A 25,459-nucleotide genomic window follows, 5' to 3' on the forward strand; every position below is an offset into this window, starting at 1 on the left:
AAAATTGTATTTAGGTTTCAATAAAAATAAAAAAAGAGCTAAAACTTTCTAAGTTTTAGCCCAGATACTAGAATTACATTAAATGATACCCATTTATTCAATTTCTTTATGATGACGACGAATTCCTGTCATCGTTGTAGGGGTAAATAGCTTAGGATCGATTCTAAGAAGCAATAGCAGCACAACTGATGTTACAATTGCAGTTGCTACCCCACTTAACCCATTCATTACAAATGAAAACAACCATGGATTCATTCCCCAAAGTGCAAAGCTCCCCCAGAAAATCACGCCGGCTATAAAGTGCCAAATATAACGCATCAGTGTGCCAAAAAATGAAGCATAGATAATGATGCGGCTACTCTTCTTATATTCTTCATTTCGAATTGCTTGTTGCAACTTGTCACTATAAACGCCTGCGACCCCTGCAAAACCAAAAGCTAAAATATACTCAATAATCACTTGGGCTGGCATTAAATAATAGACTTGTGCTAAAGGAAAGTGTAACAATCCCCAAATAAATGCTGAAAAGAAGCCAGCTTTGGTTCCTCTCCGTAAAGCATAAAGCGTGATAGGGATCATCCCTAATGATATTGAAAAACTACTACCAATATTCGTTGGAATAAAGGACAACACCATTGCAATAGCTGCCACGATCGTTCCTTCGATCCAAACTCGTAACTCTGATGTTCTTTGCATAAAAAAATCCTCCCTCTAGAACGACCGATTCACAAAGGAGGAGTAAAAGTTGCTATTTACTCCATCACAATTCCTACGCTCGTACTAACGAACAGGTTCGAAGGGTTTAGAGTTATTACTCATTCTCAGCCATGGCTCCCCTTTGTGATGGGTTCTATTTAATTTTTAGTGGTCATCATTTTCTGACAACACTAAAAGAGTAACATGTTGTTCAAAAAAAGTAAAGAAGCGACTTTAATAAAAAAGCGTGAGCTTTCTCTATATCAATACGGTAAAATAGAATTAAACTAAGGAGGTATCGTATGAAAAAAAAGGTAAAAAAAGTTGGTTCTATTTTGATTTCATTAGGGTTAGGAGGCATAGGTGGCTATTTTGGGGGATATCTAATTGCAAAAAATAATCTTGATTTATCTGTTTTAGACATACTTATTTTTGTCTTTGCGCTGATTCTTTCTTATATCCTTCATATCATTATCCACGAAGCAGGTCATGGCATTTTTGGGAAATTAACTGGTTATAAAATGGTGAGTTACCGAATTTTCTCTTTTATGTGGGTTTGGCAAACGAATGGTGGAGTTGTGTTTAGACGCTTCAACGTTCCCGGTACCCTTGGACAATGCTTGATGGCACCTCCAACCTATGAAAAGGGGAAGTTTCCTTTTCGCCTATATTTATTAGGTGGTGTTTTAGCAAATGTGATTATTTCTGGTATCGTTTTGATTTCATTTGGATTTCACTCGCTGATTGCTATGGCATTTATTGTTACTGGGCTGTTTACGGTTCTTACAAATGCTATTCCAATGGGATTTAATGATGGTATGAGCTTAAAAACAGCTACCTCTAGTGAAGAACAGCAATATTTATTATACTTACAATTTGAAGTGAACTCTCTTTTAAATCAAGGCTTTAGTTACATTGAACTACCAAAGGTCTATTTTGAATTAGTTCCAGCTATTCCTAAGCAAACGTATTCTAATGACTACCAACAATTTTTAAAAATGGCTCGTTTTTCAGAAGAGATGGATTGGAAAAGCTTAAATGAAGCGATGGAATCGTTATGGCATCGTAAAGATGAGTTGATTTCTATCTATCAAATTGAAGTGAAAAAAGAGATGATCTTTTCGCTGGCGATTACTAAACCAGACGATTCACGACTGACTGAGTTATGGTCTGATAAAAAAGTACAAATGAGCTTGAAGCAACCTTTGATGGGGAATAAGCGTATCGAAGCTACCTATTACTATTTTGTAGAAAATGATGTTAAAACAGCTTTAGATTGCTTAAAAAAAGGGAAATCTTTCGTTAATAAAGCACCGAATCTTGGGGATGCCAAAGCCGAGCTGACGTTAAATGATTGGCTTTACAATGAAATTTTAGCTAATCATAATAAATAATTTGATCAAAAAAAGTGATCAGAGCGATCTTGAAAAATCGTTCTAATCACTTTTTTATTTAGAGTATATCCAAACTTGTCCTTCATTTAGATATCAAAGAACGCTTAATACTCTCCTTTAATCACAAAGAATGACCCACGAATGGTACCTGCTAATTTTGATTTTTGTCGAGCAAATTTGAATTTCCCTTCAAACTCAGCTGGAATGTCCATACCATCCGATAATTTAAAGCCAACTGCACGTTTCCCACCTTTTTCAAGGGTATACATAACATTTACCGCTAAGCCATTTTCGTAAAAAACATAAGCCATCTTGATACCATCGACTTCAAAGCTAGAAACCTCTAATGGTTTATACGGAAAGTTCATCTCACGTTCTGCTAAAATCTTCTCGACCCAAGCTAAGGTTTCAGGATCATCACTTGCTGGTACAGTTACAAATTCATGTTTGTATTTATTCCAATAATAGCGAGCTTCATTCGCACGTAATCCGGCCAGTGCAACGGCCACTGGAGACGTTTCAAGACCAACGGTTGATACCTCTTTAAACTCTACTTTATAAGTCATTTGGGCTCCTCTTTTCTTCTTGTATAGGCCTATTATAGGGGATGAAGGAATTAGTGACAAACAATAAAGATTAAATGATATTCTTCACAAAAATGTGGGAATTTACTTTCCATTCACTATGATTAGGGTGTAAAATGATAACCAAGAACTTAATAGATTCAATTCATCTACTATAACTCTAGATAATCTAATACGGTTCTTATTTTAAGGAGGTTTTAAAATGAACATTTTTTATATTTCAATTTCGGGTAACACTCGTTCATTTGTCCAGCGTTTAGCGACATATGCTACTGATAAATATAATACACAGATCAACATCAAAGAACTCCATGAAAATTCAGTTTTTGAAGACGAGCATGCTCCTTTTTTCACTTTTGTCCCAACTTATTTAGATGGCGGGAACGGGGTCGATAATGGTGATACAGAAATACTGACTGAAACAATGCGGGAGTATTTAGAGTATCATGGTAACTATCGGTATTGTCTTGGTGTTGTTGGTAGTGGGAATAAGAATTTTAATCATCAATACTGTTTGACAGCAAAACAATATGCTCAAAAATTCGGCTTTCCTTTTTTAGCAGACTATGAATTACGTGGAACGCAAGAAGATTTAGAGCGTGTTTATACTGTAATGGCCGAAACCATTAAAAATCCACCAGTCTCTGATTTATGAGATTGGCGGATTTTTTTTATTCTTATTGAACTGGCGCTTTGTTTGATTGTAACCACTTGCTTCACCAAGATCGATATGATCTAAAATGCCACCACAAAAAAAGAGCAGCATTGTCGTTGTTATGTTTGTAATCGACCGTTTACTTTGATTTGAGTTTACCCATCCAATCTTCACGTTAAGCAAGTGCAAAAAAGAGAATGTTCTGATCAACATTCTCTTTAAATTCACTGTAAAAAATTACAATAACTCTTTTCTTAATTCTTCATCTGTTCGATCAGACAAATATTTAGGGGCAATATCTAAAACAGTATAGGCCCCAAATTGTTTTTCTTTTGCTAACCGAACACAAGCTCTAGCATATGCAACTAAGACACTTGCTGTAAATTCTGGATTACTTTCCAGTTGTAAGTTATATTCAATGACTTGTTTCGTATTCTCATGTGTCGTTCCAGTATGCAAAACAGTCCCTCCATGGGGCATTGCTTTATGATTTTGGTCTAAATCTGCTTGGGAAATAAAATGAACTTCTGTATCATACTCAACAAAGTAATTTGGCATTGAAACAATTTCTTCTCGAATTTTTTCTGGATCAAATTCATCCTCTAAAACCACAAAACATTCTCTAAAATGTTTATCCCGAGTGGTTAAAGTTAAGTGTTCCCCCGCTTTAAGTTTCTCGATCACTTCACTATTAGGAATCGTATATTGCACGGCATCTGCTACGCCTTCGATTCGTCGTAATGCATCAGAATGCCCTTGGCTAACGCCTTTTCCCCAAAAAGTATTCGTCTCTCCAACTGGCAAAATACTTTGTGCGTATAAACGATTTAAACTAAATAAGCCTGGATCCCATCCCGTTGAAATAATTGAGGTCGTCTGATTTTCTTTTGCTACGCGATCTACTTTAGCAAAGTGTTCTGGAATCTTCGCGTGCGTGTCAAAACTATCGATTGTATTAAATAAATGCGTCCATTCTGGTGTTTGCGTTGGTAAATCCGTTGCTGAACCACCGCATAGAATACAAACATCGATCTCCCCTTTTTTATCCTTGAGTTGGTCCATGGTGAAGGCTTGTGCACCTTCTGTTTGAACCGTCTCTGGCGCTCTTCTTGTATAAACACCTACTAGTTCCATATCTTTTTGTTGTTTTAGTGATCGTTCAACCCCACGTCCCAGGTTCCCGTACCCGATAATCGCTACTTTGATCATACTTACATTCCTCCACTTCTATAAATCAGATTATACCAAAGGAGAAAGTAGTCTGACAATCGGAAGTTTAGAAATAGCATTTAACCAACTATCTTTACGGTAAATTCAATTGTTGCTTTAATTCTGTTGTCACTTTCTCTTTTTCTTCCTCTGAAATACTTTGATAGGAGATACCTTCTTCACCTGTATAACCATCTCCAGTAAAACCTTCGCCCTGCATCTGATAACTTTCAATGTTGTTTAAGGCTTTCTGATAATTTTTCATCAATAAAATCATTTGATCGAGTGTCATATCCGTTTGTCCGTTTTCGCCAATGACATCTAATAATTCTTGATATCGAAGAACACTCTTCATTGAAGTTAATTCTTTCGTCAGCTGAATCGTGACCTCTCGCTGCCTTTTTTGTCTGCCGTAATCACCTAACGGATCTTCATAGCGCATTCTTGCATATTGTAATGTTTCCCAACCGCCTAAATGCTGCTCCCCTTTTGGATAATGAATTCCTTCTGCATCAAACTCAAAATCATTATTGACTGTAACACCGCCAACTGCATCACTTAACGCAGCCAAACCATCCATATTGATCACAAAATAATGATTGATTGGGATATCTAAGTAGTGCTCAACAGTCTCGATCATCATTTCGTCACCACCAAATGAATGTGCATGATTGATTTTGTCATACACACCGTCTTTTCCAATAATTTCTACATAAGCATCTCTGGGAATACTCGTAATGGTTGTTTTCTTCAATTGATTATTAACCGTGACAACCATTATCGTATTTGCCCGAAAATCAGTTTTACGCTTTGAATCATTCGCAATTCCTAAAAGTAAAAAGCTCACTGGCTCACTTTTATCTAATTCCACAGATTTATTTTTTCGATTTAAAGGTTGATAGATCTTATCTGCTGTTTTTTGAACATTATTAAAAACCGTAGCACCATAAACCGAAGCACCTGCAACGATAAGTAAAAGTAATGTTAAAGAACTTAAAATTGTTTTTTGGATAAAGCGTTTTTTGGAGTCTGGCGTTGCAAATGTTCTATTCAGGAAAAATCGTTGAAGACAAACATACGAAAGATTTACCCAAGCATAGCTTAAAAGAAAACCACCAATCACATCACTTGGATAATGTACTCTTAGGTAGATCCGGCCTAAACCAATCAAAAGAACATAAATAATTAGGATTTTTTTTTCTCTGTTATCATTTAGGGTTTGCCTAGAGTAAATGGTTTTGACACTCAAAATAAGCGAACAAGCCAAACACATTGCTAAAAGTGAATGTCCACTAGGAAAGCTATAAGACGTTTTTTCCACTAATTGTGCAACATCAGGTCTTGTCCGTGCAACGAAATGCTTCAGCACAAATCCTAATGCACTAACGACTAAAACATTGCTACTCATCCAGACTGCCAACAATTTATGCTTATTTCGCCACAACCCAAATGAAACCAGTAAACTTATGATAAAAACTGGAATGATCGTAGCAGTCTTAGCAATCAACGCCACAACATTCGTGATAAGCCCATTAGGCTTCCAATCAAATCGATAGATTGCTGAATCTAAATCGTGAAACCACTGAACATTCCTGACAACTAAAAAAGTTAGCGCTGTAAACAATATGATACTTAAAACAGCTGGCGTGAATTTCTTTTCTTTCAACGTATTCATGTAATAAATCCCTTCATTTTCATAATCAAGCTGGTCGTTGGCTCAAAGTTATTCCTTCCCCCCTTAGAGCAAAGAAAAAACCACTAAACTCACGCTCCTAAGTAAAATAGCAGCGAAACATCTAGCGGTCATTTCCGTCAAACTACACTCCTAAAATACACAAGCAGGTACTACGACGGTAAAAATGAAGTAAACAGGCAAGCCATTTACTCAACTAAAAAAAGCCAAACATTTTTTTCCTAGACGTTTGACTTTTAATCAATCTCATCGTCTGAGTTTTAGCACTATACAACGTAAAGAAGATCTCTTAGCTATTTTATGAAAAGCCTTAATTCGACAATTCCTGTTTTACACATTGGCGTCTTTCGACGTTTCTGCGCAATAGCCTGTGTTTGTATAGGAGCCTCACCTAACAAGGTTATTTTTCTATTTATTTTTTTAAATAATAACGCTAGCATAAAACTTTTTCAAGTTGTTTTATGACTCTTTAACTTTTCTTAATTTAAAATCAATTATTTTAAACTGACAAACAGTTATCATCTTTCTCCAACTATAAGAGATAGCTGTCGTTAGGCTTTAACTATTTAAACACTTCCAGCAACGAAAAAAAGCTAGAAAAGACTAACTACGCCTTTTCTAACTTTTTTTATAAGACAATCGAATTTCGCTTAACTTAAATGACTAAATTACTTTGCTTACTCATCCAACTCTTCAAATTGTGAGTTGTAAAGTGAGGCATAATAGCCACCTTCAGCGAGTAATTCTTCATGTGTTCCTTGTTCTTTAATATCGCCATCTTGCATGTAAAGAATCTTATCTGCATCTTTGATGGTTGATAAACGGTGAGCGATAACGAATGACGTACGACCTGCCATCAAGTTATTCATTGCGCCTTGGATCAACCCTTCCGTTCTTGTATCAACCGATGATGTTGCTTCATCAAGGATCAAAATTGGTTTATCTGCTAAAATTGCACGAGCAATTGTTAATAGTTGTTTTTGACCTTGTGAAATATTGGAAGATTCTTCATTCAATTCCATGTTATAACCACCAGGTAAGGTTTGAATAAAATGATGTACGTGAGCCGCTTTTGCTGCTTCGTAAACTTCTTCATCTGTTGCATCCAAACGACCATAACGAAGGTTTTCCATAATAGTTCCTTTAAATAACCATGTATCTTGTAAAACCATGCCAATATTTTTACGTAAATCTGCACGATTGAAGTCTTTAATATTGTGTCCATCGATTTTAATCGCTCCAGATGTTACATCATAAAAACGCATCAATAATTTAACCATCGTCGTTTTACCAGCTCCCGTTGGTCCAACAATTGCGACAGTTTGGCCTGGATCAACATGTGAACTGAAATCATTAATAATAATTTTATCTGGTGTATAACCAAAGCGTACGTGTTCAAAATCAACCATACCTTTGGCTTTATCGATTTTAACTGGATTTGGTACAGTTTGTGCTTCTTCATCTTCTTCAAGAAATTCAAAGACACGCTCTGCCGCCGCAGCCATTGATTGCAGCAAGTTGGATACTTGAGCTAATTGCGCAATTGGTTGTGTCAAGTTACGTACATATTGGATAAAAGCTTGGATATCCCCAACCGTAATCGTACCATTATAGGCTAAAATCCCACCGAAAATCGCAACAGCAACATAGCCTAGATTTCCAACAAAGTTCATGATTGGCTGCATCAAACCAGAAAGAAATTGAGACTTCCAAGCTGATTTGAATAAAACATCATTTTGCGTTTTAAATTCTTTTAAAGAATTTTCTTCATCGTTGAATAGACGGACGATATTGTAACCGCCAATTGTTTCTTCCACTTTACCATTGATTACACCAAGGTATTCTTGTTGTGTTTTAAAATATTTTTGTGAATTTTTTACAACGATCATAATCAAAATCATTGAAATAGGTACGATCAAAATAGCGATACCTGTCATTTGCACCGAGATCGATAACATCATGACGATAACCCCGATGATCGTGAATACGGAAGTGATCAGTTGTGTGATCGATTGGTTTAGCGATTGGCCTAAGGTATCTACGTCATTGGTTATTCGTGACAATACTTCACCAGTTGTCCGACTTTCAAAATAATTCATTGGCATGCGATTGATTTTTTCTGAAATTTCTTTCCGCATCCGATACGTGATTTTTTGCGAAATCGTTGACATGATCCAGCCTTGGATGATCCCAAAAGCAGATGCCACCAAGTACAGTCCTAGCATGAATAGTAAAATCCCGCCGATTTTATTAAAATCGATCCCGCCAGTTCCTTGATATTTTTTGATCAAGCCATCAAATAATTCTGTAATAGCACTAGATAAGATTTTTGGTCCCCAAATGTTGAAGACGGTTGAAGCAATCGCAAAGATCATTACAAAGAAAACAGGTATTTTATAAGCACCAATATAGGAGATTAATTTTTTTAGTGTTCCTTTAAAATCTTTGGCTTTCTCTACTGGAGCGCCTTGTCCAGGTCCGCGTCCGCCACGAGGGCGATTTTGTGTTTGTTCTGCCATTATTTTCGCTCCTCCCTACTCAGCTTCTTCTATGCCTAATTCAGCATTGCTCAATTGTGACTGAGCAATTTCTTGATAGACAGTGGATGATTTCATTAACTCGTCGTGCGTTCCATGATCGACTACACGTCCTTCATTTAATACAATGATGTTATCCGCATGAAGGATCGTTGAGATTTTTTGAGCGACGATGATTTGAGTTGCACCTTTGATATTTTCAGATAAAGCTTTACGTAACGCCACATCAGTCTTATTGTCCAGTGCTGAAAATGAATCATCGAAGATCAAGATTTTAGGATTTTTTGCTAAGGCACGGGCAATTGATAAACGTTGTTTTTGTCCACCGGAAACATTGGTTCCGCCTTGAGAAATTTCTCGGTCATACCCCTTTTCATTAGAATCGATAAATTCTTCTGCTTGAGCAATTTCAGCTGCTTTTCTCATACGTTCATCCGTTATATCTGCATCGCCAAATTTAATATTTGAGGCAATATCCCCTGAGAATAAAACACCTTTTTGCGGGACAAATCCAATGATTTCATGTAATTTGTGTAAGCTCATTTCACGTACATCGATCCCATCGATCGTGATTCTACCGCCTGTTACATCAAACAGTCGAGGAATCAAGTTAACGATCGTTGATTTACCTGAACCGGTTGAGCCGATCAAAGCGGTCGTTTGACCTGGTTTGGCTGTGAAATTGATATGATGCAAGACATCTTCATCAGCATCCCCATAACGGAATTCAACTGCTTCAAATTTCACTTCACCTTTAAAGTCATAATCATCTTTTGGATGTTCTGGGTCTTTGATAGTTGGTTCTGTTTCAAGCACTTCTTCAACTCGACCTGCTGCGACATTGGCACGAGGTAAAATAATTGAAACCATTGATAACATCATAAAGGCCATTACAATTTGCATTGTGTATGTGATGAAGGCCATCATATCACCGACTTGCAATTGCCCGTTGTTCATATTATGTCCGCCGACCCAAACGATCAAAACAGAAATACCATTCATCAATAACATCATTACTGGCATCATAATCGACATTGCTCGGTTCACGAATAATTGTGTTTTCATTAAATCAGTATTGGCACGATCAAAGCGTTTTTCTTCAAATTTTTCACGAGAAAAAGCTCGAATAACTGGCAATCCTGTGATGATTTCACGAGAAACCAAGTTCACTCTATCCACTAAGTTTTGTAAAGCTTTAAACTTAGGCATCGTTGTTAATAGCAAGCTTAGGACTAAAACTAAAACAGCCGCTACAGCAACACCTACGATCCAGCCCATACCTGTTCCTGTTTGATAAACATTATAGATCCCGCCAATACCTAAGATCGGCGCATATAACACAATACGCATGATCATCACGATCCCCATTTGCATTTGTTGGATATCATTAGTATTACGTGTGATCAACGAAGCAGGAGAGAATTTTTCCATTTCGGTATTTGAAAATTGTAACGTACGTTCATACTGTCCAACACGTAGATTCCGACCAACTGATGCTGCTACTAATGAAGCAATCAATCCGACAATGATCGCAGCTACAGCTGAAACAAGTGTTAAAAGAACCATTTTTGTTCCTGTTTTAACCATATAATCAGTTTGGATTTGCTGGGTATTCATGTCCAGTGCTTTATATTCAGCCAGTGTTAATTGAATCCCCACGGTTTTCATTGAATCTGCACCTAGATCACCTAAGCCTTTTTTAGTTGCTTTACGAGCTGCTTCAACTTTAGCCGGCATAGCATCAGTCGTTGTTTTGATTGAATCAGCTAAGGTTTTTGCTTCAGCCCCCTTGGCTTGTGCTTGAGCAGCTAGATCCTGTGCTTTTTGTCCTTGTTCCATTGCAGTTGCCGCATCTGTTGCAGATGCCGCTGTACTTCCAGCCGCTTTGGCTTGCTCCCCTAAAGTTGTAGCTTCTTCTCCAAGTTGTTTGGCTTTTGCAGCATCTTCTCCAACTTTTTTATAGTCTTCGATAATTGCTTTGGCTTCACTACCACTTGATGAATCTTTTGATTGAGAAGACGCTAGCATCATCATTGGCAGATTAAAAATATCTGCTAGTTTTGCTTCTGTCATCCCGTCTTGAAGATTTAACTTATACACTTCAACTTCTTTACCATCGATTTTTTCAGTTGTTAGTTTATAGTTGTCTTCAATTGTTTTTTTCTCATCATCTGTCATGAACATTTCTATTCCCTGAAGAGTTGTTTTCCTGATTTTTTCAGGTGTGGAATATTCAAGCCCTCCTTGTTGAATACCGACATCGACGATACCCGATGTTAATTTTGGTAAGCTTAAATCACTATTTGCCTGTACAACTAAAAGCACAAGAACTGCGATGACCGCATACCAGTATTTGCCAAGATATTTAAAAATCTTCACTATTGGTCACCTTCCTCTTTCTGGGAAATTTGTTGAGAGTAGTCCACGAATTTCGCAGTTAGCTCGATAAAGACTTTTGTATCAGCTTCTCCCATTAGTTTAAAAATCTGCACGATTTTATCACGCATTTCTTTCTTTTGCAGCTTAGCAGCTTCCTTACCGCACTCGGTCAAGGTAACATGAATGCGTCGACGGTCGTCTGGATCCATCTTACGTTCGATTTGTCCCTTTTTTTCTAAACTCCCTAAAACAACAGCAATCCGAGCGCTGGACAGGTTCAATGACTCAGCTAGATGTTTTGGACTAGTTGGTTCGCCGTAACGCTCGAGAAATTTGATGACAATACTTTCACCTTGATTACTCTTTTCTAGTCTGCTAAATGCGCTATGTCGATTTTGAACCATTAGACGCATCAGCTCTTGTTCGGCTTCTTCTGCGTATGACATGTGACTCCTCCTTTTTTCAAAATAATTACTTCTACCATTAATAGCTAACAGCGTTAGTAACTAATGCTGTTTGATATTAACGCAAATAGCTTTCGATGTCAATAGTCTTGGTTCAAAAAAAATAATGAATACGGTTTTATTGCTAAATCTTAAAAAAGTGTTCTGAAAATGAAACCACGACTTAAGTTTTCGCAAAAAAATATAGTTTAGTAATGTCAAAGAGTAACATTACTAAACTATATTTTTTTGCGACTTCCCAAGACTGAATCTACGCTACAACGAGCCCATTTGGATATTTTTTCAATAAATACTTTTAATCGAGGTTGGTTAAAATGCGCTACTACTAGATAACAAGCGGGACCACTCACTTTGTAAAACTCATCAATCCCTTTAAATTCATTGATGACTCTCTCAATTGTCACGGGAAGAATCACGTTTATTTAAAACTCTTTTTAAACTGATTTGACCTATATGCCTTCTTCTTTGCAACAGTTTTTTAGCTCAACGCTACTGCTATTTAGAATGATAATTCTCTAAAAACCAAATTGTTTTTTCGACAGCTTGACTTGAAGCCTTTGTTTCCATGTTTAATTGATAGCCATGTCCAACTGTTTGTTGACCATCAAAAAATAACGAAACAACTGGTACCTCTTCTTTTTTCAACTCACCAACATATTGCTTGGCTTGTTTTGTAAATGTTTTAGTATTCCCATCCGTAATAAATATGGGTGGGAAATCTTTACTGATCAGCTTTCTAAGATCAAGTAACTGACCTAATCTGTGATCCTCTTTCCAATTCTTTTCTCCTGTCAGCCCCCAACCCATTTTACTTAGTAGATAATTTGTTGCTAGATTCCCTTGGTATGTTTGAAATTCGGATAAATCGAATACTGCACTATATAGTAATAAACTATTGATTCTAAGGTTTTCTACAGGTTGAATTGCGATTTGTTTAGCATACTCTTTATTATGATAGGCTGACAATAATTGCAATGCTAAGAATCCACCTGCTGATGATCCAGATAGGTTGATTTGTGTTGGATCAAACTGATACTTTTCAGCGTTTTTGGTCACAAATGCTAAGGCTTGATTGACTTGCCTTACTTGATCAAAAATAGTTGCATCAGGCACTAGATGATAGTTGATGCTGACAAAAGCATAGTCGCCATTAGATACAGTTGGCCCGAAGTACTGAGCCATCTTTTTATCACCTTTAAAAAAGCCACCCCCATGAACAAAAACAATCACTGGTATTTTTGAGTTCGTTTTTTTAGGAAGATAGAGATCTAAGGTACTTTCAGGATATTCCTTTGAGTATGAAATGTCATTGATCGTTTTTACACGATCTTCAATTTGTTGATAACCATTCGGTTTGGTAAGTTTAGCTTCGATTGGCAAGCCTTGGACCAACTTAAATAATGGCTTAGGAGTAAAATATAAAGTACCAAGGCAAATAATAAGAATAGCGAAGATACTAACGAGTATTACTAATACAAACTTTTTCATTCTAACCTCCATAATAATCATAGCTAAATTATACCTGTTAATTAGCATCACAACAATCATTGGGCTACTGTTTTAATGAACATTTTTTTGCTCCGAAACTATTTTAATTAAAAAAACTTTCTAAATAATCATTTAAGTATGAATGTCCTCTAAAAATAAACGAACCGACACAAACTCGCCGATACTTAAACAGGATGATTATGACAAAATTGAATAAGTTCTTGACCATGTTGACTCAAAAAAGTTTGGAAGCCACAATAAGTCTCTTTTTTATCGAGATACATTGAATGTTTCATTCGTTTACATCCACCCATACACATTGAGCGAAAAGGACAGTCTTGGCACTTTTGCGGAAACTGTTTTGGTTCAAATAAAAAATGCTTCATTACGTAACTTTTATACAATTCTATCAACGAGTATTCTGTGATATTGCCCATCAAGTATTGATCTAAAACGTAAAAATCACAGGGATAGACATTTCCATTAGACTCTATCACGTATTGTGGCTGACATTGTCCGATCAAGCCACAAGCTGTCACTCGTTGTGCTTTAAATAAATGGACTAAATCATCAAAAAACTTAATGCTACGATAGTTACCCGTTGCATATTCTTTTATCCATAAATCCCAGAGTACGTGGTAGAAGTGATAAAAGCGTTGTGGGGTTAACGCATAAACAGACTTTGTACCGTTTAAATCGCCTAAACAAGGAATGAATTGAATGTATTGAATCTTTTCTTGTTTCATAAATTGATACATTTTTTGTGGGTGACGAGCTAGTTCATTTGTCAACACACATAATACATTATACTGAACCTGATATTTTTCAAATAGCTGCTTTGTTTTGATCACCCGGTGAAAGGTTCCTTTCCTTTTAGGATCAATGCGATTCTGATCATGGATCGACTGATAGCCGTCGATAGACAGTCCAACTAAGAAATGATGCTCATAAAAAAAACGACACCACTTTTCATTGATTAAAAGACCATTGGTTTGAATCGCATATTGAATCATTGCTTTTTTCGTATTTTTTTCCGTCACGTATGCAACAAAAGACTGAAAATAGGTGAATCCAGCCAGAGTTGGTTCCCCACCTTGAAACGTAATTGTTAATTGGTCTTGATTGGTTAAATCCAATAGTAAATGATCAATCATTTTTCTCATGATTTCAGGCGTCATCTTCCCATAAGAGTTAACCGCTCGACTATCGGCTACATCTGCATAAAAACAGTACTTACAGCGTATATTACACAAGGCAGAAGCAGGTTTGATCATAACAGCTATTTTTCGCATTGTCCTCTTTGCTCCTTTCAGTCAGCTTTATCTCAGCAATCTTTGGCACAGCGAAAACCCATATTACTTGTTGTATTCTCTCGATAAGATCCATTTCTGGAAAACACTCGATATCGTTTACAATAACTTTGATGACATAAAAACGAGCCTCCTCGAATTGCGAACTCATCTTTGATTGGTCCAGTTTTCGACTGCCCAGTTGCTAATTCTGACAACGGAATTTTACTCGGATTCGCACACCATTCCCAGATATTGCCAATCATTTGATATATTCCGTATTGATTTACTTCAAAAGATTTGACAGGTGCCGTCCCAAGAAAACCATCTTCTTGCGTATTTTCAAACGGAAAATTTCCTTGCCAAATATTACAATGATGTTGATTTCCTTTTAGCAACTCCTCTCCCCACGGATACAGAGCATCTTGTTTATTTCTAGCAACATATTCCCATTCTACTTCCGTTGGTAATCGTTTATTTGCCCACTTACAATATGCAATAGCATCATCATAAGAGACATGAACAACAGGATGATCCATTCTTTCTTTAATATCACTTGTCGGTCCTTCTGGATGCTTCCAGGAAGCTCCGGGTACGGTCAACCACCAAAACATTTTTCCGACGCTTTGGTAATCTTTTCTGTTTACCTCTGGAATCAGTAGATAAAAAACACTTGAGTTTCCAAATCGTTCGGCATCAGTCTGATATCCCGTTTCGTTAATAAAAGTTTGAAAGCATTTATTTGTCACACTTGTTTCATCCATATCGAAACAAGCGACTGTCATTAGCTGTACCGGCGTTTCAGCATCTTCAAAAAAACCATTTTCTAAGCTAGTATTGCCCATGACAAAGGTACCACTTGGAATCCGTTTCATTCTTATTTCCTCCAAATTCTAAGAGCTTGGGACAAAAGCATTCATTCGGGATCAGCGTGTTTAACAAAAAGAGAACCGACTTTTGTCCCAAATTCTTTTTTTAAATAGTGTCCTCGTAACCTAATCTAATAAATTCTTCTAGCGGTGCACCGACATCTTTCATTTTTTGAACTAATTTTTGATCTAATTGTTTTTGCAGTTCTCGATCTTTTATTGGCGAATCTTGCTCTGGATCTGTTTGATGATCAAAAATCAATGAGCCGATTTCGTAAGAATTGCTAAACGAAGTGTTCAAGGGAACTTTTAAACAGGGGAAACCATTAGTGAACGAATCCCCTTCATACAACGCTAGATTTTTTAATGAATTTTCTGGATAAAAACCTCTAATCACTGTTGGCATCAATGTATAATTGACTAAAGGCAGATTTTCTTTATTTGCGGAGGCTTTCATATAGGTATATCGTCCATCAAACAAATTAACATGTCCACCATTTGTGCCGAATAAAATACTTTGATGGGGAATCTTTTGCTGATTGATGAGACCGAATAATGAGCGACCATCCATATTTTCAAAGGCTTCAATTCCAAAATATTCTGCTAAGGTGGGCGGTAAATCAATCGTTTGACATAATCCATCAACTCTTTGACCATTTAATTCATGATGAGGTACATGCATAAAAAATGGGATGTGAACAATTTCTTCATACATAGGTGCAACATTTTTACCTAACCAGTTATGCTCCCCTAATAAGAAACCATGATCTGTGTTAACGATCAGTAATGTATCCTCCCACATTTCTTGCTCATCCATAAAATCTAAAACACGCCCTAAATGATAATCACACATACTGATTAACGCGGCATATTCTTTCTGCATTTCAGCAATATCCCCTTGATATTGAGCCTTATCTTCAGCTGATAAATGCTGGTAGACTGGCCAATACAGAATATCTTGTGTTTCTGTCAGGCGATAAAGATCTCGATATTTTTCTGGCACGAAAAATGGTTCATGAGGATCGAAACACTCTAGTTGTAAAAACCAGTCATCCTTCTCGTGATTTTTCTGTAAAAAATCTAACCCACGATCAATCACTTGAACGCTAGACATATCAGATTCCTGCTTTATTTGGCTACGATTGGCAAGATGTTGAATTCTTGAAATAGAATCTGCTGGTTTATTCAATGGTTGGGTATTATGATCTGCCCAATCACCCAACCTAGGAATCCAACGATCTCCTTCCTGACCTCGAAATCCTTCCCAAGATGAATAACGATTATGATACGTAGCGCCGCCATCTTCGAAATAATGAGAATGATCTGTAATTAGATGGGTATAGATATTTTCCTGATTTAATTTTTCAAAAACAGAATAATCAAACGCTTCTAATGGTCCCCAACAGCGATGTAAAAAATTATACTTTCCTGTATGCAATTCCCTTCTTGCTGGCATACAGGGCATACTTCCACCATAAAAATTGTCAAACGTTATACATTTTTCTCTAAGTCGATCGAAATTAGGCGCCTGGACCCAATTATTTCCATAGTTTGGTAAATAGGCTTTAGATAATGTATCAAACATAAGCATAATAGCTTTCATTTCTATCAACTCCCTTAGTTAGTCTGATGCTCTTTCCAAAAAACAAAAGTTAAAATAAATGCTACGATGAAGGCTGCAATGATCCCAATCAAACTCCCATAAAAGCCCATATCTAAACCATTTTCTGAAATACGATTTGGCAAAGCAAAAATCCCCATTCCACCTTGAGTATAGGTTTTAGATCCAGCAAATCCCATGATCGTCCCCCCCACTGCTCCAGCAATCAACGTACAATAAAATGGTATTTTTCTAGGTAGCGTAATACCGTAGATCGCGGGTTCTGAGATACCGAAAATACCCGTAATAAAACACGGTGCACACAATGACTTCACCTTCTTATCCTTGGTTTTCAGCATAACTCCCAATACTGCTCCCATCGTGGCGAATGGAACTGCAAACATTAACGCCATAACAGGATCATAACCAAACGATTGAATGTTCAATAACCCGATTGGAATAAAACCCCAATGCAAGCCAAACATTACTAAAACTTGCCACAAACCACCAATGACCGCACCTGCTAAAGGTGGACTTACATTATAGATCCAAAGAACTGCTGAACTCAGTAACGAACTAGCCCAAGTTGCAATTGGTCCAATCATGATAAAGGTCAGCGGAATCACAATGATTAAGGTGAAAAATGGCACAAAAAACATTTTAACCACATCGGGACACACTTTTTGTAGCCAGCTTTCTAACTTCGCCGCACAAAATGTCGCCAAAATGATTGGAATAACTGATTGGCCATAACTCATCATAAGTACTGGGATACCTAGAAACTTAAAGTAGACTGGCGCTTCAAATAGTGTTCCTTGAAACATAACAGAAGGTGCGGGAGTTCCAATCAAATTGGCTAAATTTGGATACAATAAAGCAGAGCCAATCACAATCCCTATAAGTGGGTTCAAATTGAATTTTTTTGCAGACGTATAACCTAAAGCTACTGGAAAAAAATAAAATAATGCATCGCCTACGGCCCATAATATTTGATAAGTCCCTGAATCTGGTGTAACAACACCTGTTACGAGTAAAACGGCAACAAGACCCTTGATCATTCCGGAAGCTGCTAAGATTCCCAAAATGGGAGTAAATACACTTGAAATAATATCAATCAACCGATTGAATAAACTTTCCTGCCCTTGATCATCCGCTTCTGTTTCTGTACCCAAGTGCGGATCCGCTTGCATTAGAGCTAACTCTGATAAAACATACTCATAAACCTGACTGACATGAGTACCAATAACAACCTGATACTGCCCCCCACTTTGCATGACCGTCACCACACCATCCAACTGATTGATCGCTTCAGTATCAGCTTTCTCTTCATCTTTCAATTTGAAACGCAACCGAGTTGCACAATGCGTGACACTTTTAACATTTTCCTTTTGACCAATAAGTTCAACAATCGTTTTAGCTAATGGTTCATAACTCATTTTGATTCCCTCCCAATCTAAAAGCTAAAAGAGCTCGTTTAGTCTTGATAGGAAAAAATACTTGAGGTGTTCTTTACCTCACTTATTTTTTATCTTTTTCCCGAAAGACTAGCTCTTGAAGCTAGACAACTCTATATGCTCATAAAATTTAAAAACCCTTCATCGGAAAGCGCTTCCCGTATTTATCATAACTATGGTAAGATAAAAAAGAAATACTTCATACAACCTTTGGGAAGGTTCCCAAGTTGTTGGGAAAGGATAAAACATGAGATTCCAGCAGCTTTTACAAAATAAAATCAACCATTTTAGCGAGACGGATAAGACGATTTGCGCTTATGTATACAACCACCAAGAGTTGATTCCTGAAATCAGTATTACAATATTAGCTGAAGCCAGTTATACATCTAAATCCTCCGTCTTAAGATTTGTGCAAAAATTAGGGTTTAAAGGGTTTAGTGAGTTTAAATATTTGATTGATTGGTACGGTGTGCAAGATAATTTAAAAAAGCCCCTTTCAATTGAGGATGTGTCAGAACATTTAAACAGTGTCTTTTCTACTATTGAAGAAAAGAGCTTAAGCAATTTTTTTGAATTATTAAGAAATACTCCTAGAATCTATCTTTTAGCGACTGGAACAGATCAACAAATTCAAGCTCAAAATTTTGCTCGCGCTTTTTTAAAGATGAATATTGTCTGCACCTTGATTCCTGGAAATAGTAATATAGAACTTGCTAGTATTGTTTTGGATAATATCAATAAAAATGATCTTATTATTGTTTTTTCTGGTTCAGGAAATAATGTACAAATCAATGAATTGCTCTCGATACCACTTTTGAAAAAAACACCTATTGTGTCGATCACTGTGACACAAAAAAATTGGTTACAGGAACATTCTGATCTAAATTTTTCGATTTTAAAAAAAGATGCTGAACTAATGATGGGCTTTTCTTCCGGATTTTGTCATTTGTTGATCGATTTTTTGGCGATTCGTTTCAGACTTTATATCGAAGATTTATTAATTGAACAATAGTTAACCGATCGTAATAGAGCTTTTCTTTTTAAATTAGAACATTTTGAAACCAAAAAAATCCAGTAACGTTCGTTTCAACGCTACCAGATTTTTTTAGACTAACATTACAAAATGATCGTCATAAACGCTATTGATTATTTTATAACTATTTTGCATTTAAGGCTGCCATCGTAATGTAATTATACGGCTGATTAAAATGAGGTAAAAAGAATAAGTCGAGTAGTTTCAATTCATCAATCGTCATGCTTTTTTGGATTGCAAGTGAGAATAAATGAATGCCCATTGAAATATCTGTACGCGAGGACATTTGTGCACCGACAATTCGACGAGTTTCTTTTTCATAAACGATTCGAATCGCAACTGAATCATTTTCTGTCATAAAGGCTGGCTTTTGTAAATCCGTATAGTCTGTATACAAAACGTCTATCCCGTATTTTTTGGCTGCTTCTAATGAAATTCCTGTTGAAACCATATTTAAACCAAAAATAGAAATCCCATTTGAGCCTTGGACTCCGATTGAAGCAAGAGTTGTTCCGCCAACAATATGACCAGCAACAATGCCCGTTCTGACTGCGTTGGTTGCTAAGGCAATATACGTTGTTTTCTCTAGTGCATTCGAATAAAGAGTAGCACAATCTCCTACAGCATAGACAGCAGGATCACTTGTTTGCTGATATTCATCAACAAGGTAAGCACCATTTTCAAACAATTCTAAATGATTTTTACCTAATTCATTGTTGGGTAAAAAGCCAATCGCATTAATCACTAAATCAACTGGATATTCCCCTTTATTTGTGACGATTGCTGCTACTTTTTTTAGCCCTTTATAAGCAGTAGCTATTTCATCAAAATGTAATTCAATTCCATTTTCAGATAAATTCAGATCCATTTCATCTGTAAAATCTGGATCATAATAACTTGATAAGGAACGTGGAGCGCCGTCAAAAAGTAATACGTCTTTCCCACGTCGTTTAATTGCCTCAGCGATTTCAACACCAATATAGCCGGCACCAATCACAGCAACTTTCCTAACTGAGTCCATTGCCACTAATTGATCTACGGCTTGTCCATCTTGAAACTTCTTTAAAAAATGGATATTTTCTAGATTATTTCCTGGTATCTGTGGCGTGATTGGAATCGATCCTGTCGCTAAAATCAATTTGTCATATTCTTTGCAGAATTGTCTGCCATCACTTGTCTTGCAAAATACTTGTTTCGCGTAAAAGTCAATTCGTTCAACTGCTGTATCTAAATAGACTTTTGCGCCCTTTTCTTCAAATTCTTCTTTATTCGTATAAAATAATTGTTCATATGATTCAATTTGTCGACCTACCCAAAGTGCTGTTCCGCAACCTAGGTAACTAAGATTGGAATTTTTATCAATCATCGTCACTTCTTGATCTGGGTAATTTTCTAATAATGCATTCGCTGCAGCAATTCCTGCATGGTTTGATCCAATGATAATTGTTTTTTTCATTTGGTACCTCCTTCTATTGAATAAAAAAGAGCCCAGCAAAAACTAAAGATTAGTTTATTTTGGGCTCTAAATGTAAATAAATGGCGAGAAAAAAGCAGACTACGCTATGCTTCGATCACATTGTTGCAAATTACTGTGAATTATGAAGAACAATATGATTCGATGTTGCACAACTTAAAGTATCTGAAAATTATTTTTATCCTAACCGTTTTTTTATTATGCTTGCGTGATTGGCAAGATATTTTCAACTTCTGAGTGTGGACGAGGGATTACATGAACTGATAATAATTCCCCTACACGTTGAGCTGCAGCTGCACCTGCGTCTGTAGCTGCTTTAACAGCACCTACATCACCACGTACCATAACGGTCACAATACCACCGCCAACTAATTCTTTTCCTACTAATGATACATTAGCCGCTTTGACCATTGCGTCTGCTGCCTCGATTGAACCGATTAATCCTTTTGTTTCGATCATTCCTAGTGCATCTGATTTCATTATAATTTCCTCCTAAGATTCTATATGTTATTTTTTGATCACGATTTTAGTATTGGGTGTTATCCCAAGTGCATTTGCTTCTTCTGTATCAATGTGACATTCCAAACCAGAGTTTTCAACGGCTCTAATTATGACATTGGATAAGCTGCCACCACGTTCTCCTGAAAACTCAATTGTTACTGCTTGGCCATCATGGACACCAAATCGAACGGCTTCTGCCGGCAACATGTGGATATGACGTTTGGCAACGACAACTCCTTCACTTATTTCCGCAGAACCTTTTGGCCCGATCAATGTGATATTCCCCGATCCAGCAAGATCTCCTGATAAACGTAACGGAGCTTTCACGCCCAGTTTAAATGAATCACTTTGTAAGATTTCTACTTGTGTTTGTTTTCTAACTGGACCTAAGATACGAACTTTTTCAATTGCACCTTTTGGTCCACAAATCATCACAGTTTCTTTACAAGCATATTGTCCAGGCTGAGAAAGATCTTTTAGCTTGGTCAATTGATACCCTTGACCAAATAATTTATCTACTTCTTGCTGAGATAAGTGAATATGACGGTTAGAAATCCCCACTGGAATCTGCTGATTATCCGTTAATTTTGTTGGTTGGATCTGATCTGTTGGAGCCAATTTTTCCAATAGTTTAGTTAGTAACTCTTCATAATTATCTATCTTGCTCACTTCTTTCTCTGTTAGTTCATACTTGCTAACACTTGGCGAACTACATTTGCTAGTGTCTCTACATCAACATCATTTGCAGACGCAGAAGCAATCGTTTGAGTCGACTGGGTTGAAACTGCTGTGCGTTCTTGTGCTTCTATCTTTTCACAAGTAAAGGTTGGATCGTCTTGAACTAAAGTGGTGACTTCTTTTAAGCCATAAGCAACTTTTTTGATGTTCAATAGATGTTTTGGTCCAACATTTTCAGAAACAGAGCTACCACCAAATGTTCCACAACCTAAGGTAAAGGAGATCGGTAAACCGGTGCTGATCCCTGTTCCTCCTTGGCTGCCACCCGTGTTAACTAAAATTCGTGAAGCTGGTTTAGCAGCAAATTTTAGGACAATATCACGATCATTAGTATGCAAACTCATGGTATGACCAATACCGTTTTGTAATAGTTCAATGCTTAAATCACACGCTTCTTCCCAATTGTTTACAACATAGAAAGCTAGAACGGTCGTTAATTTTTCAAACGACAATGGATAACCCGCACCTACACCGCCTTGTGGACCAATCAATACTTTAGTCCCTTCTGGAACGGTAATTCCTGCTGCTTTTGCAATGACTAATGCACTACGTCCTACAAATTTTGCATTCATAGCATAACCATTTTTAAATAGTAATTGGCAAACTTTTTCAGTTTCAGCCTCTGACATAAAGTAGCCGCCTTGCGCTTTCAATTCACGAACAACTTCATCTTTATTGATTTCTTCGCAGATGATCGATTGTTCAGAAGCACAAATAGTACCATTATCAAAGGTTTTTGAAGCTATGATTTTAGCTACTGCACTTTTCACATCCGCCGTTCTCTCGATATAAGCAGGTGAATTTCCAGCGCCCACACCTAAAGCTGGTTTGCCTGAACTGTACGCTGCTTTGACCATCCCTGGTCCACCAGTTGCAATAATCAAACTCACTTCATTTGCATGGAGTAATTCATTAGTGCCAGCCATCGTTGGAATCGATAAACAGCTGATAATTCCATCAGGTGCCCCTGCTGCTACTGCTGCCCGATTCAATAAATCTGCTGCTTTTTTGGTACAATTAACAGCTGTTGGATGTGGTGAGAACACAATAGCATTTCGTGATTTCAAGGCAATCATCGCTTTAAAAATAACTGTAGAAGTTGGATTAGTTGAAGGAATAATCCCTAAGACTAAGCCCACTGGTTCGGCAACATCGAAGGTACCTTTTTCCATATTTTCTGCTATGATCCCAACTGTTTTTTTATTTTTAATTTCTTCATATAGTAATTGTGAGGCTGCATGGTTTTTATAGGTTTTATCTAACACTTTTCCAAAGCCTGTTTCTTCTACTGCTCGTTCAGCTAGACCTACAGCATACTTACTTGCAGCATTTTTCATATTTTGTAAAATTTGGTCAATTTGTTCTTCTGAAAAAGTAGCGATTTGATCTGCTGCAACTTTTCCTTTACGAGTCAAATCACGTGCTTCTTGAACAGAACGTAAGTCTTTATCGAACATTTCCATGTGGATTCCTCTATTCATTTATTATTAAACTGTCACTCAGCGCTTTTACCAGTTTTTCTTTATTTGTACGATGGATGTTTTTTTGTGGAATGCTAAAATTGGGTTGTTCTTTTGCCAATTTTCTCAGCTCAGTGACTTTCATTTCCTGCAATTTTTGAATTAGTGTTTCTTTCGGATCGATTTCCACTGTTTCAGGACCTTCTGCTAGTTCGATCTGTTCTACGATCACCGGCTCTTCGGGTTGGCTCTCTATGGGTTCAGGTTTTCCCGCTTGATCGATAAACGCTTCAGCTGCAATATCCGGTCGTGGAATGACATGTGAAGCAGTTAAAAGTCCTGCGCCTAACCGTTGAACACTTACAACAGCGGCTTGGATAGCTGTTTCAACTGCTGCAACATCCCCTGTGATAATCACGGTATTTAATCCACCACCAACTTGCTTTTTCCCTATACAGTGAACTTCAGAAGATTTTAGCATTGTATCTGTCGCTTCGATCATTGCCAATAATCCTTTGGTTTCAATCATGCCAATCGCTTGATTCATTTGCTAGCCCCCTTGTTTCAATTTTCCAGATAAAATAGTGGCTTTGCTTGGAGTAGACCACTTAATAGTAGACGCTTTTGGAACGAAAATTATATCGCCTTGGCTGGCATCAAATGTTATATCATCGATTGTTACTTGAAGCCCACCCTTAACTACGTAATTTACTGACTCCGGCATATCTTCTTCACAAAAGTGACTATGATCAATTTCTAAGATCCCTAGCTGAAAATGACTTTCTTCTGATAGTAAAATTTCCTGATAACTCACACCTTCATTCCCAGCTCTTAAGGGTGAGAGTTTCACTGTGGAACCTCGGATGATTTTTAAGCCGCTTGCATGCTTTTGATACTCAAATGGAGCCTCAGCCAAACCAGACATACCTGCTTCGCTTAAAAGATTTTTTAACAAGGTCACTAAATATTCTTTGGTAATATTCTGTGTGTCAGATAAATCATTAAATTTTTCTGACAACCCTTTTTTGAAGGGCATATGATATTCGTCCGCTAAGTCTCTAGCTGAAGGTGTGATAATCGTGTCATTATCGATCAAGATGACTTGATCGCCTTTGCTCTTTAGCGTTTCGACATCTTCTGCACAAATTAGCTTTTTCATTTTGTCTCACTTTCTTTAGACAGATTCACAACTCTCATCAATGATTCCAACAACTGCAGCATCTACAGGAATAGAATCATCTTCTAACATACGTCTGGCGGCTGTCCCTGTGGCAACGATGACCCGATCCCCAATTCCGGCACCGATCACATCACAAACAATCATTCGTTCGCCATCTCGTGAACCACCAGAAACTTCTGCTAGCATTAATTTTAATCCGTTTAGTTTTTCTGATTTTCGCGTCGCCCAAATCGTATCCATTAGTTTAGCAGTTACCATAAGCGATCATGTTCCTTTTTCTTGATCTCATCCATTGCAGCGGTAACCGATGCTGTATCGCCAAAAATTGCCAATAAAATCATATTTTGAGGACAACTTCCGCGAATATCTTCTACCGTTACACCGACTGCTTTTTCTGCAATGTCGGCAGCACAGACCATTTCGATGAGTTTCCCTTGAACTAACCCAACCGCATCGGGAATCCCTAAACTATCTTTTGAGCCTTTTCGACGATTTAAAATAGCCAATGTTCCTTCACCGGGCGACTTAATAATCCGACAATCCATTTTGCTTCCTCCTTATTTTAAAAGCGTAGCGGGCTCGTCCAGTCTCGACAGGAAAATAGGAAAAATCGATTGAGACGCTTTTTGTCTCACTCTATTTTTATCTTTTTTCCGAGAGACTAACCCGTGAAGCTAGATAACACTAAAAGCGGAACAAATCGCTTAATCCTGTAGAAAATTAGGAAATTGGCATTGAAACTCTCTTCGTTTCACTGACAAT

The 25,459-nt window shown here is 37.2% G+C and carries 23 protein-coding genes and 2 riboswitches; of the genes, 3 read left to right on the forward strand and 20 right to left on the reverse strand.

The genetic code is table 11. The features are described 5' to 3' along the window. Positions 1-93: 93 nt before the first annotated feature. A complete protein-coding gene (gene thiT, locus ATZ35_RS14950) occupies positions 94-696 on the reverse strand; it encodes an energy-coupled thiamine transporter ThiT (RefSeq protein ID WP_208927937.1) in 603 nt (200 codons plus the stop codon). 53 nt (positions 697-749) lie between these two features. Further along, a riboswitch (TPP riboswitch) is annotated at positions 750-848 on the reverse strand. Between the two features lie 150 nt (positions 849-998). On the opposite strand from thiT, the gene ATZ35_RS14955 reads away from it, so the two are divergent. Then, positions 999-2,090 (forward strand): zinc metalloprotease, encoded by a 1,092-nt coding sequence (locus tag ATZ35_RS14955; protein ID WP_208927938.1) that lies wholly within the window; start codon positions 999-1,001, stop codon positions 2,088-2,090. Between the two features lie 104 nt (positions 2,091-2,194). On the opposite strand, the gene ATZ35_RS14960 is transcribed toward ATZ35_RS14955, so the two are convergent. Beyond that, on the reverse strand, positions 2,195-2,656 hold the full coding sequence (locus ATZ35_RS14960; protein WP_208927939.1) for a DUF8821 family protein: 462 nt from the start codon (positions 2,654-2,656) through the stop codon (positions 2,195-2,197). 220 nt (positions 2,657-2,876) lie between these two features. Between ATZ35_RS14960 and nrdI the strand changes: the two genes are divergently transcribed. After that, a complete protein-coding gene (nrdI, locus tag ATZ35_RS14965) occupies positions 2,877-3,329 on the forward strand; it encodes a class Ib ribonucleoside-diphosphate reductase assembly flavoprotein NrdI (RefSeq protein WP_208927940.1) in 453 nt (150 codons plus the stop codon). Positions 3,330-3,566: 237 nt separating this feature from the next. On the opposite strand, the gene ATZ35_RS14970 is transcribed toward nrdI, so the two are convergent. The 10 genes from ATZ35_RS14970 to ATZ35_RS15015 form a co-directional block, all read right to left on the reverse strand. Beyond that, complete coding sequence (locus tag ATZ35_RS14970; RefSeq protein WP_208927941.1) at positions 3,567-4,538, reverse strand: diaminopimelate dehydrogenase; 972 nt, start codon at positions 4,536-4,538, stop codon at positions 3,567-3,569. 94 nt (positions 4,539-4,632) lie between these two features. Beyond that, positions 4,633-6,213, reverse strand: coding sequence for a phosphatase PAP2/LCP family protein (locus ATZ35_RS14975; RefSeq protein WP_208927942.1), 1,581 nt, complete (start codon positions 6,211-6,213; stop codon positions 4,633-4,635). A 256-nt stretch (positions 6,214-6,469) separates the two neighbouring features. After that, positions 6,470-6,637, reverse strand: a riboswitch (M-box (ykoK) riboswitch). A gap of 271 nt (positions 6,638-6,908) precedes the next feature. Then, positions 6,909-8,750, reverse strand: coding sequence for an ABC transporter ATP-binding protein (locus ATZ35_RS14980; RefSeq protein WP_086279139.1), 1,842 nt, complete (start codon positions 8,748-8,750; stop codon positions 6,909-6,911). 15 nt (positions 8,751-8,765) lie between these two features. Then, entirely contained in the window at positions 8,766-11,147 is a 2,382-nt protein-coding gene (locus ATZ35_RS14985; protein ID WP_208927943.1) for an ABC transporter ATP-binding protein, read from the reverse strand. After that, the gene (locus tag ATZ35_RS14990) at positions 11,147-11,593 is read right to left on the reverse strand and encodes a MarR family winged helix-turn-helix transcriptional regulator (protein WP_208927944.1); all 447 of its coding nucleotides are present in this window, start codon (positions 11,591-11,593) and stop codon (positions 11,147-11,149) included. The genes ATZ35_RS14985 and ATZ35_RS14990 overlap by 1 nt, the downstream gene beginning before the upstream one ends. 513 nt (positions 11,594-12,106) lie before the next feature. After that, positions 12,107-13,099 carry an alpha/beta hydrolase gene (locus ATZ35_RS14995; RefSeq protein ID WP_208927945.1) on the reverse strand — a complete coding sequence of 331 codons (993 nt, stop codon included), beginning with the start codon at positions 13,097-13,099 and terminating at the stop codon, positions 12,107-12,109. 185 nt (positions 13,100-13,284) lie between these two features. Next, a complete protein-coding gene (locus ATZ35_RS15000; protein WP_208927946.1) occupies positions 13,285-14,391 on the reverse strand; it encodes a radical SAM/SPASM domain-containing protein in 1,107 nt (368 codons plus the stop codon). Between the two features lie 32 nt (positions 14,392-14,423). After that, a complete protein-coding gene (locus tag ATZ35_RS15005; RefSeq protein WP_208927947.1) occupies positions 14,424-15,263 on the reverse strand; it encodes a formylglycine-generating enzyme family protein in 840 nt (279 codons plus the stop codon). A gap of 100 nt (positions 15,264-15,363) precedes the next feature. Further along, positions 15,364-16,860: a sulfatase gene (locus ATZ35_RS15010; protein WP_208927948.1), complete on the reverse strand. Its 1,497-nt coding sequence runs from the start codon at positions 16,858-16,860 to the stop codon at positions 15,364-15,366. 14 nt (positions 16,861-16,874) lie between these two features. Continuing rightward, entirely contained in the window at positions 16,875-18,293 is a 1,419-nt protein-coding gene (locus ATZ35_RS15015) for a PTS transporter subunit EIIC (protein WP_208927949.1), read from the reverse strand. 265 nt (positions 18,294-18,558) lie between these two features. Here ATZ35_RS15015 and ATZ35_RS15020 point away from each other — a divergent pair, with 265 nt between their 5' ends. Next, the gene (locus tag ATZ35_RS15020; protein ID WP_208927950.1) at positions 18,559-19,323 is read left to right on the forward strand and encodes a MurR/RpiR family transcriptional regulator; all 765 of its coding nucleotides are present in this window, start codon (positions 18,559-18,561) and stop codon (positions 19,321-19,323) included. A gap of 145 nt (positions 19,324-19,468) precedes the next feature. On the opposite strand, the gene nox is transcribed toward ATZ35_RS15020, so the two are convergent. The 8 genes from nox to ATZ35_RS15060 form a co-directional block, all read right to left on the reverse strand. Further along, positions 19,469-20,800 (reverse strand): H2O-forming NADH oxidase, encoded by a 1,332-nt coding sequence (gene nox, locus ATZ35_RS15025; protein WP_208927951.1) that lies wholly within the window; start codon positions 20,798-20,800, stop codon positions 19,469-19,471. A 216-nt stretch (positions 20,801-21,016) separates the two neighbouring features. Then, positions 21,017-21,298, reverse strand: a complete 282-nt coding sequence (gene eutM, locus ATZ35_RS15030; RefSeq protein WP_025868624.1) for an ethanolamine utilization microcompartment protein EutM — start codon at positions 21,296-21,298, stop codon at positions 21,017-21,019. Positions 21,299-21,325: 27 nt separating this feature from the next. Next, on the reverse strand, positions 21,326-21,979 hold the full coding sequence (locus tag ATZ35_RS15035; protein WP_208930508.1) for a phosphate propanoyltransferase: 654 nt from the start codon (positions 21,977-21,979) through the stop codon (positions 21,326-21,328). A 20-nt stretch (positions 21,980-21,999) separates the two neighbouring features. Continuing rightward, positions 22,000-23,520 (reverse strand): acetaldehyde dehydrogenase (acetylating), encoded by a 1,521-nt coding sequence (locus ATZ35_RS15040; RefSeq protein WP_208927952.1) that lies wholly within the window; start codon positions 23,518-23,520, stop codon positions 22,000-22,002. Between the two features lie 10 nt (positions 23,521-23,530). After that, complete coding sequence (locus tag ATZ35_RS15045) at positions 23,531-24,064, reverse strand: BMC domain-containing protein (protein WP_208927953.1); 534 nt, start codon at positions 24,062-24,064, stop codon at positions 23,531-23,533. Between the two features lie 3 nt (positions 24,065-24,067). Next, positions 24,068-24,676 carry a EutQ-related cupin domain-containing protein gene (locus ATZ35_RS15050; RefSeq protein WP_208927954.1) on the reverse strand — a complete coding sequence of 203 codons (609 nt, stop codon included), beginning with the start codon at positions 24,674-24,676 and terminating at the stop codon, positions 24,068-24,070. A 15-nt stretch (positions 24,677-24,691) separates the two neighbouring features. Beyond that, positions 24,692-24,955 carry a EutN/CcmL family microcompartment protein gene (locus ATZ35_RS15055; RefSeq protein WP_208927955.1) on the reverse strand — a complete coding sequence of 88 codons (264 nt, stop codon included), beginning with the start codon at positions 24,953-24,955 and terminating at the stop codon, positions 24,692-24,694. Beyond that, the gene (locus ATZ35_RS15060; RefSeq protein ID WP_208927956.1) at positions 24,949-25,242 is read right to left on the reverse strand and encodes a BMC domain-containing protein; all 294 of its coding nucleotides are present in this window, start codon (positions 25,240-25,242) and stop codon (positions 24,949-24,951) included. Before ATZ35_RS15060 ends, ATZ35_RS15055 begins: the two co-directional genes overlap by 7 nt. Between the last annotated feature and the right edge of the window lie 217 nt (positions 25,243-25,459).

It is taken from the genome of Enterococcus rotai (assembly GCF_001465345.1).
Lineage (GTDB): Bacteria > Bacillota > Bacilli > Lactobacillales > Enterococcaceae > Enterococcus_L > Enterococcus_L rotai.